This window comes from Methylobacterium sp. 092160098-2, from assembly GCF_028920805.1.
Classification (GTDB): Bacteria; Pseudomonadota; Alphaproteobacteria; order Rhizobiales; family Beijerinckiaceae; genus Methylobacterium; species Methylobacterium fujisawaense.
Genome location: NZ_JAQPZJ010000002.1, coordinates 583765 through 598056, shown reverse-complemented (window position 1 = coordinate 598056; position 14292 = coordinate 583765). Strand labels below are relative to the sequence as shown.

15 protein-coding genes are annotated in these 14292 nt (G+C 67.5%); 11 read left to right on the top strand and 4 right to left on the bottom strand.

The window, feature by feature from the left end:
• Window positions 1–2: 2 nt before the first annotated feature.
• A complete protein-coding gene (locus PQI07_RS28225; protein WP_274928260.1) occupies window positions 3–1232 on the top strand; it encodes a type IV secretory system conjugative DNA transfer family protein in 1230 nt (409 codons plus the stop codon).
• A 93-nt stretch (window positions 1233–1325) separates the two neighbouring features.
• Here PQI07_RS28225 and PQI07_RS28220 read toward each other — a convergent pair whose 3' ends face one another.
• Together PQI07_RS28220 and PQI07_RS28215 are read right to left on the bottom strand one after the other, a co-directional pair.
• Complete coding sequence (locus PQI07_RS28220) at window positions 1326–1688, bottom strand: hypothetical protein (protein ID WP_274928259.1); 363 nt, start codon at window positions 1686–1688, stop codon at window positions 1326–1328.
• Between the two features lie 141 nt (window positions 1689–1829).
• A complete protein-coding gene (locus PQI07_RS28215; protein WP_274928258.1) occupies window positions 1830–2795 on the bottom strand; it encodes a restriction endonuclease in 966 nt (321 codons plus the stop codon).
• A gap of 196 nt (window positions 2796–2991) precedes the next feature.
• Between PQI07_RS28215 and PQI07_RS28210 the strand changes: the two genes are divergently transcribed.
• Both PQI07_RS28210 and PQI07_RS28205 read left to right on the top strand, forming a co-directional pair.
• A complete protein-coding gene (locus tag PQI07_RS28210; protein ID WP_274928257.1) occupies window positions 2992–3654 on the top strand; it encodes an SOS response-associated peptidase in 663 nt (220 codons plus the stop codon).
• A 65-nt stretch (window positions 3655–3719) separates the two neighbouring features.
• Window positions 3720–3863, top strand: a complete 144-nt coding sequence (locus PQI07_RS28205; RefSeq protein ID WP_274928256.1) for a hypothetical protein — start codon at window positions 3720–3722, stop codon at window positions 3861–3863.
• Window positions 3864–3918: 55 nt separating this feature from the next.
• Here PQI07_RS28205 and PQI07_RS28200 read toward each other — a convergent pair whose 3' ends face one another.
• Window positions 3919–4377 (bottom strand): hypothetical protein, encoded by a 459-nt coding sequence (locus PQI07_RS28200; RefSeq protein WP_274928255.1) that lies wholly within the window; start codon window positions 4375–4377, stop codon window positions 3919–3921.
• A gap of 240 nt (window positions 4378–4617) precedes the next feature.
• On the opposite strand from PQI07_RS28200, the gene PQI07_RS28195 reads away from it, so the two are divergent.
• The 7 genes from PQI07_RS28195 (at window position 4618) to PQI07_RS28165 (ending at window position 13102) form a co-directional block, all read left to right on the top strand.
• A complete protein-coding gene (locus tag PQI07_RS28195; RefSeq protein WP_274928254.1) occupies window positions 4618–5847 on the top strand; it encodes a hypothetical protein in 1230 nt (409 codons plus the stop codon).
• Window positions 5848–6012: 165 nt separating this feature from the next.
• Complete coding sequence (locus tag PQI07_RS28190) at window positions 6013–7503, top strand: hypothetical protein (RefSeq protein ID WP_274928253.1); 1491 nt, start codon at window positions 6013–6015, stop codon at window positions 7501–7503.
• Window positions 7500–8363, top strand: a complete 864-nt coding sequence (locus tag PQI07_RS28185; RefSeq protein WP_274928252.1) for a secretion/conjugation apparatus DotM-related subunit — start codon at window positions 7500–7502, stop codon at window positions 8361–8363. Before PQI07_RS28190 ends, PQI07_RS28185 begins: the two co-directional genes overlap by 4 nt.
• An 83-nt stretch (window positions 8364–8446) precedes the next feature.
• Window positions 8447–9460 carry a hypothetical protein gene (locus PQI07_RS28180; protein WP_274928251.1) on the top strand — a complete coding sequence of 338 codons (1014 nt, stop codon included), beginning with the start codon at window positions 8447–8449 and terminating at the stop codon, window positions 9458–9460.
• A 192-nt stretch (window positions 9461–9652) separates the two neighbouring features.
• Window positions 9653–11101, top strand: coding sequence for a type IV secretory system conjugative DNA transfer family protein (locus PQI07_RS28175; RefSeq protein WP_274928250.1), 1449 nt, complete (start codon window positions 9653–9655; stop codon window positions 11099–11101).
• 13 nt (window positions 11102–11114) lie between these two features.
• A complete protein-coding gene (locus PQI07_RS28170; RefSeq protein WP_274928249.1) occupies window positions 11115–12002 on the top strand; it encodes a secretion/conjugation apparatus DotM-related subunit in 888 nt (295 codons plus the stop codon).
• Window positions 11999–13102 (top strand): hypothetical protein, encoded by a 1104-nt coding sequence (locus PQI07_RS28165; protein WP_274928248.1) that lies wholly within the window; start codon window positions 11999–12001, stop codon window positions 13100–13102. Before PQI07_RS28170 ends, PQI07_RS28165 begins: the two co-directional genes overlap by 4 nt.
• Window positions 13103–13149: 47 nt before the next feature.
• On the opposite strand, the gene PQI07_RS28160 is transcribed toward PQI07_RS28165, so the two are convergent.
• Window positions 13150–13482 carry a hypothetical protein gene (locus tag PQI07_RS28160; RefSeq protein ID WP_274928247.1) on the bottom strand — a complete coding sequence of 111 codons (333 nt, stop codon included), beginning with the start codon at window positions 13480–13482 and terminating at the stop codon, window positions 13150–13152.
• Window positions 13483–13759: 277 nt separating this feature from the next.
• Between PQI07_RS28160 and PQI07_RS28155 the strand changes: the two genes are divergently transcribed.
• Window positions 13760–13996 (top strand): hypothetical protein, encoded by a 237-nt coding sequence (locus PQI07_RS28155; RefSeq protein WP_274928246.1) that lies wholly within the window; start codon window positions 13760–13762, stop codon window positions 13994–13996.
• Window positions 13997–14292 lie beyond the last annotated feature (296 nt).

Here is a 14292-nt window from a genome sequence, read left to right as displayed (position 1 = left end):
CGATGGATCGACGCAGGATCGCCGAGGAGTTCAGGGCCGCGGGCCATCCGCTCGGTGTCAACGAGAAGTTCGAGGTCCTGCACCTCACGCACGACGACATGGCGCGCCCCGTCCTCGCGATAGGCGACACCGCTTCGGGCAAGACCGAGCTGCTGCTCGCGCTCGTCGGAAGCGCCCTGGCCGCGGGATCGGGCGTGGTGATCGTGGACGGAAAGGGCGATCTCCAGCTGGGACGCCGGCTGGCGTCCATGACCATGTCGTTGGGTCGCCGTTCCGATCTACGTGTCGTCGACCTCCTGTCGCCGCGGGGCGGCCGGACGTCGGAACGCTCCGCCTTCGATCCCCTGGCCTCCGGCTCCGCCGAAGATCTGTCCGGAATGCTCGTAGAGCTCGCCTTCGAGGGGGCGGGAAGCGACATGGACCGCTGGAAGGATCGATCCCGCTCCCTTCTTCTGCCGCTGATGCAGGCGCTCGTGTGGAGACGCGATCGGCAGGGCGCTTCCCTCGACATGAACCGCGTCCGCGAGGCCATGGACTGGGACGAGCTCGAAACGCTCTCGATCGCCTCCGACCTGCCCGAGGCGATCCGCGCGGGACTGCGCGCCTACATCGAGTCGACCCCCTTCTACGTGAAGGGGGAGAAGGTGGGGCAGCGCACGCTGGAGCAGCACTTCTATGCGACGATGTCTTTGGGACGAGTTCTGATCCAGGTCGAGGGCGACCCCGTCGCAGCCACCGAGGTGCCGAGCCCCGAGGAGTTCGGACGGTGTCTCTCCGACCGCTTGATCACCGTCGTGCTTCTGCCCTCCTTCGCGAAGGATCCGGCCCGCGCTCTCGAATGTTCGGACGCCCTCATGTTCTCGCTGGAGGCGGCGCTGCACGCGGCCATCTCCGAGGCCCCGGGGGCGGACGGATCGGACCCGTTCGGCGAAGGGGGTGAGTTCGACGACGTGCGGAGCCTGCAGCCACCCGGGCCGCCCGCACACCTCCTGGTGCTGGACGACGCCGCCGACTACGCGATCGCAGGGATCGGCGATCTGGCCGGCTGGGCCGGCAAGCTGGGCATCTCGCTCGTCTTCGGCATCACCGACAAGACTGATCTCGCACGGTGGAGCGGGCGCGGCCTTTCCGCGAAGGCGATCCTGGCGCACTGTCCGACGCAACTGTCGCTCGTCGACGGCACGCTCGAGGTGGTTCGCGGGGGAACTCTCAGCCGAACGATGCCGATCTGAAGGCGTCCCGCGTCGACGGGGCACGGCGTGGCGGCCCGATGGGCCGCCTGCGGGAGATCGTCGGCGTCCCGGTGGCGACCGCCCGGACGCCGGTCAGCGCCTGCAGCGCCGGTAGGTGTCCGCCGGCTGGTTGTTGATCCGCACCGCAAGCGTCTCGCCGTGCAGCGTCGCGACCACGACCGAGGGCACGTCCTTGCTTCCGGAGCTGCAGCCGCCCCGCCACGTAACCTTGTCGCCATCCCGGACCACGCTCCTGAAGCTGCAGCTCATCTCGTCCGCAACCATGCTCATTGCCGAAATCTTCATTGCGCCGGCGAAAGGGAGGCAATTGGCCGGATCCGGAGCCCATTCGCCGACGATCGACCGACCTGCAGCCATGGCCGGCGAAGCGACGGCGAGGATACCGACGGAGACGAGGATGCGACCGAGGAAGTTCTTGGCGGTGGCGGAAGGCATGACGGCTCCGTGAATATCTAAGGCCAAGCTACCGCACGTCTGCTGACGGTCCCCGCAGAAGATCGCTAAAATGCATTGCATCGGGCACGGATGCCGACCGGTTCGGCCGCGGGGCTCGGACGGATCCACCCCGATCCGGCTTCAGACCCGGTTGGCCACCCAATCGCCCAGGCCGAGACGGACGACGAGATGGGCGATGCGGGATCCGTCCCACACCTGGATGGGCTCGTCCGTCGGCGGAACGATCTCCCCCTTCGGTGAATGGACCGCGAAGATCATCCGCGCATAGCGGTCTCGTCTGTCCAGGAACCGGCCGACGTAGTCGTCGAGCACCCCTTGGTCCGCACGGCTCTTCACCTGGACGAACGCGATCTCGTCCAACGCGGGATTCTCCACCTCGACGTCGACGCCTTCGGTCGAGCCTCCGAGCTTCTCCAGTCGCGACCAGCCGGTCCTCGACAGGACGAGATCCACCAGCAGCTCGAAATCCTTCGGCATGAGGCGCGCGACGAGCGTCGCGATCGCCGTCTCGTAGGCGCCGCGGGCCTGGGCCGCCGCCATCACGGCAGGGTCCTCTGCGTCGGTCAGGATCCGGAGGATCTCCTTCCAGCCCCCGGGCGTGCAGGCCGTCCCCTGGAAGCCGCTCGTGGCGCCGACGATGCCCGGCAGCTCCGACAGGGCGAGACGGCGGCCCTGCAGGGATCGATCGCTCCAGGGTCGGTCGCAGTCGAGCCAGAAGTGGCCGAGCTCGAGGCTCTCGCCCTCGGGATTGACGGTGATCCCGTCCCGGACCGTGCACCACCACAGGCATCCGTCCTCGTAGGCGACCCAGACGTGCCGGTCCGGACCCTCGAGCACGCTGCGGATTGCCCTGAAGTCCTGGGTCGCGCCCTGCTTCGGACCGTAGTGATCCCGGACCGCCTTCTCGATCGCGACGAGGTCGGTCTCCGCCAGGGCCTCGGCCGGTATCTGCGTCCAGCCGAAGTGGATCTGTCCGCGCTCTCTCGCCGCCTTCCACCATCGGCCGCCGGCGCCGAGCTTCACGTACCTGACGGATCGCGGGATCCGGTCGCCGGCATCCGGCATCGTCGGCGCAACGCCGTTCATCGGACTCACCCGGCACCCGCCGTCCCGAAGATCGGGACCGCAAGGTCGAGGATCGCTGCCGCGCGGCGGGTCGAGTGCATCGAGTTCCGGGATCGTCGTCGAGGATCGGCGAAGCTTGTAGCTTCCGGCGGGCGCCGTCCAGCCGCGAGGCGGCCGATGCCGACGACTTCCACGGCCCGGGCCCTATGTCGGGGCGATGTGCAACCTGTACAGCCTCGTCACACCCCAGGCGACGATCCGCGAGCGCATGGAGGTCGAACGCGACGGGACCGGCAACCTGCCGCCGCTGCCCGGCATCTTTCCCGACCAGATGGCGCCGGTCGTCCGGCTGCAGGACGGCGCCAGGGAGCTCGCGATGATGCGCTGGGGCTTCCCGTCGCCGGCGAGCGCCGGGCCGCAGCATCCGGTCACCAACGTCCGGAACGTGAAGTCGAGCTACTGGCGTCCATGGCTGAAGACCGGGCACCGGTGCCTCGTTCCCGTCTCGTCGTTCAGCGAATACGCCGACACCAAGCCCCGGAAGACGCCGATCTGGTTCGCTCTCTCGGACGAGCGGCCGCTGTTCGCATTCGCCGGCATCTGGCGCCCCTGGAAGGGCGTGCGCGGACCGAAGCGCGAGGATCCGGTCGAGGAGGAGCACCTGCTCTACAGCTTCCTGACCACCGAACCGAACGGTGTCGTCGGTCCAGTCCATCCGAAGGCCATGCCGGTCCTCCTGACGAAGCCCGAGGAGTGGCGCACATGGCTCGAGGCTCCGGTGGAGGAGGCGCTGCGGCTCCAGCGCCCGCTTCCGGACGACGAGATGAAGGTGGTGGCGACCGGCCCGCGGAGGGACGGGCCCGACGCCAGGGAAACTTGACCGCGGCATGGACCGAAACCGGGGTTCGATCGGTTGGTCCCGCTCATCCACGGAGGAACGACTTCATGCCGATCATCGCCGCGACCTTCATCGCCGCCGGCGGCGCCCTGGCGTCCCTCGATCTCCGGAAGGCCTGGGCCGACTACGCGGCGGGCGGCGCCATGATCGCCGGCCTCGCCGCGATCGGCGCGGCTCTGCCGGTCTGCTGAGGAACTACCGTCCGGCCGCGCATCCGCGGCCGGATCCGCCGATTGGCCGCAGGCCTCAATCGAGGACGATGCCGAGATCCGGGAAGGGGCCAGCGAACGGGTTCAGCGTGTTGCTGCGGTGGGGCGTTCCAAGATCGATCGGGTTCGCCATGAAGGACATGACGAGAATGTCCTCCTTCTTCGCCGCCAGACCGGGATCGTCGCCGAAGAGCAGGCGGAATCCTTGCCGCTCCGCAGCTTCAAGAACGTCGCTCAGGCAGATGTCGTAGACCTTCCCACCGTTGGGAGCGGCAGAATTCTCTTCGTTCACGGACATTGCATATGATCCTGTTGCGCTGAAGGTTCGTGCGATGGCCGCCATCTTCAACTCGATGCGGCGCAGCTGGTCGAAGCCGCAGATGCGGATGATGGCGGAGCGCCTGGACAAGCCTTCGACCGTCATCAGATCGAGCACCTGTCCTATTGCACCGGCATCGTCGTAGCCGCTGCCTCTCGGACGTCCCCGCTTCCGCATCACGATCTCCTCGACCTCCCCAACATCGCCTGCACACCTCCCGGCGTCTGCGAAAGAAATTTCTTCCAGCCGACCATCCGACTCCTTCGATCAAACGCCGTCGATCGCCATCGACGTAGACCAGATCGATCGCTTCGCGCGCCCGGCCGCACCGAAGGAGCGAATGCCCCAGAAGGCATCGCGGACGCTTTCCGAAGCTTACGTTCCATGCGACGTTCAACCCGCAAAAGCGAGGCTTCCATGTTTCAAAGCGATACCTTCCAGGCGATCGAAGCCAGGGAATATCCGGTCGGCACCGATAGGACCGGCCGGACCTTCTCCCTTCTCGAGCAGGAGATCCGTTCGGGACTCCTGGTGCTGGGCGGCAACGACACGCCTCGATCGCAGGTGCTGCTCGGCTTGGCGGCGAACATGATGAAGGAGGGGGCCGGCCTCATCTACATCGACTGCAGTCGCCACGGAAGACTGGCGGAGCGCATCGAAGGCCTGGCGACGAGGATGGGGCGAGGGAGCGACTTCAGGGTCCTGAACTTCATGAGCGGTGGACGAGTGGTACGGTCGGAGACGTGGAATCCCTTCGCGAGCGGCTCGTCGCAGAAGCTTGTCGAGCTTTGCATGGAGCTCATGGACGATCGCGGCCCGGATGGTGACCGCTGGAGAGAGCGCGCGGTTGCGATGCTGAGTGGAGTCGGCGCCGCCCTCGTCTGGAAACGGGACCATGAGGATCTCGCCCTCGACATCGGCGTCATCCGCGACAACATTGGATTGGATGCGATCGAAGCGCTGTCCCGCGACGAGATCCTGCCTCCGTCCATCAAAGGTAGTTTGCGAAACTACCTGTCTCTGATCCCAGGATACGATCCTTCCAAGGCGGACCAGTGCCAACACACGAAGGAACAGCACGGTTATCTGCAGATGCTTCTCGGCTGGGCCATGCACGGCCTGTGCGACTACTGGGGTTATGTATTCGCGGCCGGGACCTCGTCGCTCGACATGGTGGACGTCATCGCGAACAATCGCATCCTCGTCGTCGAAGCCCCGGACATGCGCCTCCTTCCCTTGGACGGCCCGCCTCTGGCGAAGATCGTGCTCTCGTCGGTCAAGTACGAGATCTCGGAATTGCTCCGATCCGGACGGGTCCGATCAGGGAATGACGCCGCAAACGGTATGTCGCTTGAGTTGCCGACCGGCGAACGCCGGCCGTTGACGCCCATCATCCTCGACGACGTCGGCCAATACCTCGTCCCCGGACTCGACGTGTTGGCGTCCAGGGCCGGAAAACTCGGCTTCAGTCTCGTGTTCGCGGATCGCGACCGTCTTTCGATGATGCATTCGAACGAGAAGATCGGAGCGGCGGTGCTGGTCGAGAGGAGCACCGCGCTCGAGCTGCATGCCGGCGGAGCGGACGACCTCGTGCTCGTCAGGCACGATCAGCGGCAGCCGCTGAAGGCGATCCTGCCCCGGTTCTGATCGCCGCGGCTGCGGGTTGTGGTCCTGATGCTTGGCTGTGGCGGAATGGAGGTCCCACTGTCCCTTCCGCCATGCCGAGAAATCGGGCCGGGACCAGGACCTGGAAGTGGCGCTTTCCACCGCGCCGAAGGAATGGAATGGTTCCCTGGCTGGTAGGAGTAAGCTATGGGCACATGGAGCCAAACGACGAATCTCGCCTCCCGAACGGTGACGTCGATCGCGGAGTCCAGGCTGCAGACGGCCACCGTACTTGCAGCCTTGGCGCTTCCAGCATTGGTGTCGCCGTTCTCGGCCGCCGCGAGCGGCCTCGCCGCATCCCTTCTGCTTCTCGCGAGGCATAGAACCAGGGCCGATCCTTTCGCCGACGAATTCATTCAAAGGGATGTAGAGCGGCGCGAGGGCGTCTACGCCCTCGGCTACGAGGACGACGGTGCTCCGCTCAAAATGAGCCCTGGAGAAATGCGGCACCACGTGCTGGTTTCGCAAAAGGCATGCCTCGGGCGGCACGAATATCTCCTCGCACTGGCCGAGGAGATGATCGCGAATGGTACCGGTCTCATCTACGTTTCGCCGGTGTTCGACGTCGGACTCCCAGCCCGGATCCATGCGACAGCCGCCTCCTTAGGTCGCGAAGACGACGTCATATTCGTGACCGCAGGTTGGCAAAAGCGTCCCGGACGGGAGAACGCTTTCGACTATTTCGAAGCGGCGAAGGGAAGCGAGATCGCGAAGACGGTTCTCGATCTGATCGACTGGCATGCCGAAGTCGGCGATCAATGGAAGACGAAGATTACGGAGTTGGCCACCGTCGTAGTCGAAGCTCGGGTCTGGCTGCGTGACCTGGCCGGCGAGCCCTTCGATGTCGACGTCCTTCGAGAGGCGCTGTCGTTCGACAGCATCATCGCTCTTGCGCGAGAAAGCCTCGGCGATCAGCTCCCCGAGGCGATCAAAGATCGTCTACATCAGTATCTAAACGCGATACCGGGATACAATTCCGAGCGGGGCAGGATGCAGTCGAGGGACGTGCTGGAACACCACGGATACATTCAGATGTGGGTTGCAAAGTCGCTTCATTATCTTTCCGATTCCGGAATCATGAATGCTTCTACGTCGCGGATCGACCTTGGTGAGGTCCTCGCGAACCGGAGGATCCTCGTCGTCATGCTGGACCGCGGTAGCCACAACCCTCATGCCGTGAAGGCAGTCGGATCGGCGTTTCTTTCCATGCTTCGTCACAGGTTGTCCGCATCCGTTCGGGAGGTCATCTCTCCGCCCGATGTCGCCCTACCGAAGGGCGGGCCGACGTTCCCGATCATCTTGGATGGTATCGAGGCCTACGTCTCGGGGGACATGCGGAGGCTCGCACTCGACGCTTCCGTGCTCGGTTGCTCGATCATCTACGGTAGCGACGATCGATCGGTAAGCGGAGTCGCCGATCCCGCCGTCCGCGCCGATATCGCTTCGGGTGCGACCACTGTCATCCAACCCCTCGACCACATGCGGTTGCGCCTTTCGGTCGGCGAGACGACGCGAGACCTCAAGCCGATCCATTCGCGGCCGAAGGATCGGGCGGCCCTCGGGCGCTTGGTGATAGCGCCGACCGAGCTCGTATCATTGGGGGATACGCGGCCTACAGATCGGAGCAATGCGCAATGAAGATCGATCTCCGTTCGACGGCCGTCGGCATGGTGTGCGGTGCTGCGCTGCTGGCCTTCGCAGTCCCGCTCGGCTCCTTCATGGCCGACCACGTCTCGGCCCTCTGCGCAGCGACGGCTGCGTCTCTCCTCTCCGGTTCGGCTTGGCTTGCATTCAGGACCCGGTCCTCGACCGTCCGAACGGTCGGGTTTGACCTGTACGACCCGCCGATGCCGCCGTCCGAGTGGCTGCTCTTGTCGGGAGTTAAGGGTGACGACCCTTTGGCATCGCCCCTCATCGAGATAGGTCTGGAAGGGCAATTGAAGACCACGGGTCTCGGCGATCCTCGTGTCGAAGCACTCCTTCTCTGCCTTCTGGCCATGGCGCCCCCAGACGGATCCATCCTCGCATCCGCCGGCAGCGGCTCCGAAATCCCGCGCCGTTCGAACATGCTGGGCCGACTTGCCGAAGACATGACGGACACTGATTCCAAATCCGCTGCGATCCGGTTCATGGAGGAGCATCGCCTGCGCGACGACGTCCGCCTGAAGGAGGTCCGGGACACACTGTTGGAACTCCACGGGATGACCGTCACGGTGATGCTGGCTGCCTTGGAGGCGGCACGAAGCAAGCGAGCCTCGTGTGCACCGTCCGAGTTTCTGTGGCTCAAGAAGGTGGATCGGCGCCTTTGGTACGCGATGTCCAATCTCGGCCGCGCGTCCTTCCACGTCGAAGGCATCGCGGCGATCGCCCACTTCCGCGAAGAGAAGATCCGTGGCCGGTCTGAGAAGCCGCTGATCGGTGCTGCCATCGCTGCGCTGACGGACCCGATCATCGATCGGCAGCGAAGCGACTCGGAAACGGTCCCGGCAGCGGCATGATCGCGAGCTGCGAGCATTGCGGTTCCGCCAGGATCGTCCGGAAGGGCCGATCCTGGCGCACCTTCGACCGGCTACGAGACGGCGTGATCGTGCCATACGAAGGTGCCGTATCCCGCGTCCTCTGCCGCGGGTGCGGCCGCAATGGAACCCTGTACGATCAGGGCGATCTCGCGGCCGACCGGGAGGTCCGGGATCATATCGTGGAACGCGTCTTCGCGCTCGGTCGGAACGCCGCCGCGGTCGAGACTGGGGTTCCCCGCACCACGGTCCAGAGGCACGTCGAGGCTTGGTGCGCGGCTCGCGATGCCGACGTCCTCGACGTGGCTCCCGACTTCCTGCTGCTAGAGCCCGTCCGCATCCGCGGCGAAGATTGCATCCTGGCGATCGACGTCGACCGCGAGACGCTGGTCGAGATCCTGCCTGCCGGCGAGGCTCTTCAGGCGTGGCTCGGCGCTCCGGGGCGCCTGCCGGCGCTTCGCGTGTGCGCCCGCGTCGACCCCGCGACCATCTCGACGGTGCAGGCCTCGCTGCCCGCGACGAAGGTCATGGTGGCACCCGCCGTGGCCGCGCGTGCGCTCCGGATGGAGGCGGACCTCTGTCTTCGCGCGCTGCGTCGAAGGCCGGCCGCCAAGGGTTGCAACGCGATGCCGACCCCGAACGAGTTCTCGCGGTCCCTGGCGCCCGACGCCGGCATCGAGCCGGGGTGGCCTACGGCGGTCACGGCGTTGCGGGCCGCGGTTCGAGCCGTCCTGGACCTCATAGCCGCGAGGTCACGCTCCGAGGGCGAGCGGCGATTGCCCGAGGCCGAGCTGGCGGCCAGTAGCTGCGAGCGCATTCTGCGATGGCTGCGGGTCTGGCTCGATCCCGTTCTGGAGGGGCTCGACCACGCATTCGTCGATAGGACGGCGATGCTTGCCGCCGGCATCCGGCGCGCCATCGTGCGGAGAAGGCCGGCTCTCGGGCTGACCGATGTCAGGGCCTTGACCCTGCTTCGCGACTTCGTCCGCAGGACCATGCCGCCGCGACCGGGAATGCCTCCGCGCACGGTTCCCGTCGGACGACCTCTGGAAGGTCTGGAGCAGGCCCTGGTCGCCTAGCGATCGCCCCGGAAGCCGCGCCGAAACCCGGGTGAAGGCCCTCCGTCATCGTAGGCAAAGCGCTCTCCGTGCCGACCAGGGCGGCACGCGCCGGCGATGTCGACGGAATGGGCAGATCGCCCGTGGATCCTACGGCTGGTTTCATTCCATCATAAGGAATGGAATTGTCTCCTTCGTACAAGGAGACGGATCATGGGCACCTGGGTCGAAACGAAGGAACACGCGCGGAGGGCTCTGCTCTCGCTCACCAACTCGCGCCAGCAGACGGCGACGGCGGTCGCCGCCCTGTCGCTGCCGGCGCTGCTCTCGCCGGCGGTGGCGGTCGCGTGCGCGGCCGCAGCGGGCGCGCTGCTGGTCTCCCGGCATCGGGCGACGCGCCAGCCCTTCCAGGCCGTCGCACGCAAGGGGGCTCCCCGGCTGGAGGGGGCCTACCCGATCGGCACCCTGGAGGACGGAACGCCGGTCCGGTTGACGCCGCAGCAGGCGAGGTCCGGCATAGTCGTCCACGGCGACACCGGCAGCGGGAAGACCGAGGCCATGCTCGGGATCGTCGAAGGGATGATCGCCAAGGGATCGGGCCTGATCTGGGTGGACGGGATCGAAGACGTCTCCATCCACGCGAAGGTCGCCCAGATGGCAGCAGCGCTCGGTCGAGAGGACGACGTGCTCCTCGTCATGCCCGCGGGGGACGACGGGACGCCCAGGGCGCATTGCTTCAATCCCTTCGAGACCGGGACGTCCCAGCAGCTGACGATTCTGGTCGGCGACCTGCTGAAGGATTCGGACGACGACTCCGCCTGGAGAGGACGCAGCATCGCGATGACGGCTCCGATCCTCGAGGCGCTCGTCTGGCGCCGCGACGCCGGCATCGCCTCGCTCGATATCGACGTGATCCTCTCCGCTCTGATCCTGAAGAACGTGGTCGCGCTGGCCGAGGACCCGGATCTGCCGGAGGCCATCAGGGAGAAGCTCCGGAACTACCTCCGCTCGCTGCCCGGGTATCAGCCCGAACGGGGCGCGAAGCAGGCACAGGCCGTCGTCGACCAGCATGTCTTCCTCGAGACGCAGGTCTCGCCCGTTCTCCGCCAGCTCACCCGATCCGGGCTGACGACGTCTTCGGCCCGATACGTGGATCTGGCCGACGTGCTGCTCAACGACCGGATCCTGGTCGTCATGCTCCCCTCCGTACGCCGCGACGAGCACGAGGCCGCGATGTTCGGGCGCGCCGCGGTCGCGATGCTGAAGATGGCGGTCACCGCGTTGCCGCCGCCGACCCGGACGTCCAGGCCGTTCCCGATCGTTCTGGACGAGCTCCGCCACTACGCCTCCACCGCTGCCGAGACGATCGCGGTGCAGGCGCCGTCCCTCGGGCTCGCCATGATCTACGGAGCCGGAGACGAGCACCCTCGCGTGCGGCAGGGCGACGTGGCCGAACGCCTGATCGCGAGCGCATGCGTGAAGCTCCGCATGAGCCCTGACGGGAGCGGCCGGATGAAGGCGGCGATCGGGGGCGAGCACCGCGACATCGTCGCGATCTACCCGCGGACGCTGGGGACGGACGCCTACGACCGCATGCGGTCCGCCGGGGGGCTGCCCCAGCCGGCCGATCTCGCCCCTCTGACGGCGCACGCGGCCGAGTGATCCCGGGAGACGCATGATGAAGATCGATCTTCTTCCGACCGGCGCCGCAGCCGTCTGCGGAGGCTGCGCCGTCGCCTTCGGACAACCCGTGCTGGCGTTCATGGCCACGAACGTGGAACTGGCCTGCGGCGTCGCCGCCGCGGCCATTCTGACGGGGGCCGCCTGGGCCGGGATGCCCCGGCGCCGTCGACCGGACCCCCTGCCGGACCTCGGCACCTTCTCTCCCCCCTTGTCGTGCCGAGACTGGCTCGAAGCGAACGGAGTCCGTAGCGGGGAGGATCCGGGTCTAGCCGCTACCCTGATCCGGGCCGCGCTGGAGCGGCAGCTGATGGCGTCGACCCTGCGGGAGACGCGCGTCGAGGTGCTGTTCCTGAGCCTCCTGAAGACGGCCTCGCAAGCCGGCGGGTCGACAATCCTGCAGGAACTCGCGGAGGCGACCGCGGAAGCCGATCCGGATGCCGGCATGGCACGCCTCGTCGAGCGATACGGTCTACGCTCGGACCCCCTCGTGATCGCCCTCCGGGACAGGATCGCGGCCGACCACGGGACTGCGGCCACCATGATCCTGGCGGCTCTGGACCAGGCACGACGCGCCGGTCCGTGCCCGCCCTCGGCCATGACTTGGCTCAAGCGGGTGGATCGGGGCCTCTGGTACGCGGTGTCGAACCTCGGGCGGCGCGCGCATCTGGTGGAGGGCATCGCTGCGATCGCGCACTACGGCGTCGAGCTGTCCGAGGGAAGGCGTTCGTCGGACCCCAAGGTCGACGCAGCGACCCGGGCGCTGGTCGAGCACTGCTTCGATCTTCCTCCGGCGATCGACGTTCCAGGACCGGTTGGGGTCGAACGCTTCGACCAGCCGCTCGTGATCGACGTCCCCGAACCGGTCCGGCTCCCGGCATGACGGCCGCCTGCGGGAACTGCGGGTCGGGGCGCCTCGTCCGCAAGGGCGCGTTCAATCCGACCTTCCACCGGATCCGGGACGGCGTCGCGGTACCCTACGAGGCTTCGGCCGCGCGTGTGCTCTGCCGCGCGTGCGGCCGGAACGGATCCGTCTACGACGAGGCCGATCTCGCGGCAGAACGGACCCTGCGCGCCCATGTCGTCGACCGCGTCTTCCTCCTCGGCCAGAGCGGGGCCGCGGCCGAGACCGGCATTCCCAGGTCGACGGTGCAGCGGCACGTCGAGGCGTGGTCCGCGCTTCGCGAACCCGAGGTGCTCGACGCGGCGCCGGACTTCCTGCTGCTCGAGCCCGTCCGCGTCCGCGGAGCCGATTGCGTCCTCGCGGTCGACGTGGATCGCGGGACCCTCGTGGAGATGCTTGCGGCCGGAGATCCGGTCCGCGCCTGGCTCGGCGACCCGGGCCGGCCCCCGGCGCTGCAGGTCTGCACGCCGCTCGACCCGGCGCTGATAGCCCTGGTGGGCTCGGCGCTGCCCGCCGCCAGGATCATGGTCTCGCCAGCCGCGGCCGCCCGCGGTCTCCGTACCGAGGCCGATATCGCCTTCCGCTCCCTCCGCCGGCATGCGACGTCGAGAGGCTGCAACGGCGTGCCGACAGCCTACGAGTTCTCACGGTCCCTGGCCGCCGGCGGCACGCCCGCACCCGGCTGGCCACAGGCGGCGGTCGCGCTGCGCGCCGCGGCCAGGGCGGTCCTCGATCTCCTTGCACTTCCTTCGAGGGCGGACGGCGAACGGCGGTGGGCCGAGACCGAGCTCGCCGCCGGCGGATGCGACAGGATCCTCCGCTGGCTTCGGGTCTGGAGGGCGCCCATCCTGGAGGGCCTAGACCACGCGTTCGTGGACGGGACCGTCGGACTGGTCGCCGGCGTCCGCCGGGCGATCGCGCGCCGAAGGCCGGTCCTGGGCCTCGCGGACCTCCGGGCGCTCGCGCTGCTGCGCGACTTCGTGCGCAGTACTGTCCCGACGCCACCCGGCTACGCACCGCGCGCGGTATCGGAGGGGCGGCCGCTCGCGGGACTGAAGGAGCTGCTGGGCTCGGCCTGACCGGTCCGTGGGGCAGGTTGCCCCACGGACCGGTCTCGAGCGACGTGTCAGGCGGCCGCGGGCTTCCGCTCGCGCGGGAAGCCGTCGGTGATCGGCACCGTCTTCGGAGCCTCGATCGTCAACCGGACCCAGCTGTGCGTGCTGTCGGGGTCGATGGTGACGTGCACGCCCGCGAACAGCTCGCGACGTTCGCCGAGGGGTATGCAGCCGCCCCGGAAGAAGTGCTCGCCATGCGGCGAAGGGCGATCGGGATCGCGGAAGGCGATCACCGCGCCCCTGCCGTCCTCGTCCGAGTAGATGTGTTCGACGCGCAGCCAAGCATCGCCGATCGAGACGGGCTTGTGGCAACGGGTCGTGTGGATCTTGCGTCCGATGGTCATCGGTTTCGCTCCATAGAATGCGGGAAGGATTCCATGGGGCTTCGCGGCCCGTCCTGGGCCAAGCGGATCCACATCTGGCGGATCGGCGCGCCACGTCAAGGGGTCGGGCGGCCCGACCGGGATCGGGATGCTCCGGACCGAGCCGTCCACAGGATATGGCGCGACCTTTCCAGTGGATTGACGGCTTCCGGGGCTTCCGACCGGTTCCGGTAGGATTTCGTTAGGAGACGAGGGCGAAAGCCGGCCCCCTCGCCGGCGGACCGTCGGCGGCGAGCGTATGGAGGTTGCCATTCCCGCTTCCGATATCACCATCCTCGAACAGGCGGTCGAGATCTCGGAGCTCCGCCTGCAACTCGCCGAGGCGCAGGACCAGTGCATCGAGATGGCGGTCGACGCCGGCCATCTTCACGCCGAGATCAGGAGGCTGCGCCGCGATCTGGCAGCGGCGGAGGGGCGCCGCACCGGCGCATCCGGACGGACGAGGCACCGGCGCCTCGGCGTGGCGGCCGCATAGGCTCCGCCGGATCGTTGCCGCTCCCGACCACCCGGATCCAGTCTTCGCTTGGCATTATGTGCGGCGCGCGGCCCCGAACGGGTATCGGTTCGGCGGATTACTGACGGGCAGCGACGGAACAATGCCCACGCCCTCGCCATTCCTTCATTGGAGGACGGCGCACGGCCGTTCGTGGGTTGCGCAAGGAATGGAAACGGCGCACAATTCGTTGGTGGCTGCGCGGCGAAGGAACGACCGGCAGCCGACGGGGCGTACCGCCCCCGGCGGCCCGCTACAGCGCGGCCGCCCCGTGCGCA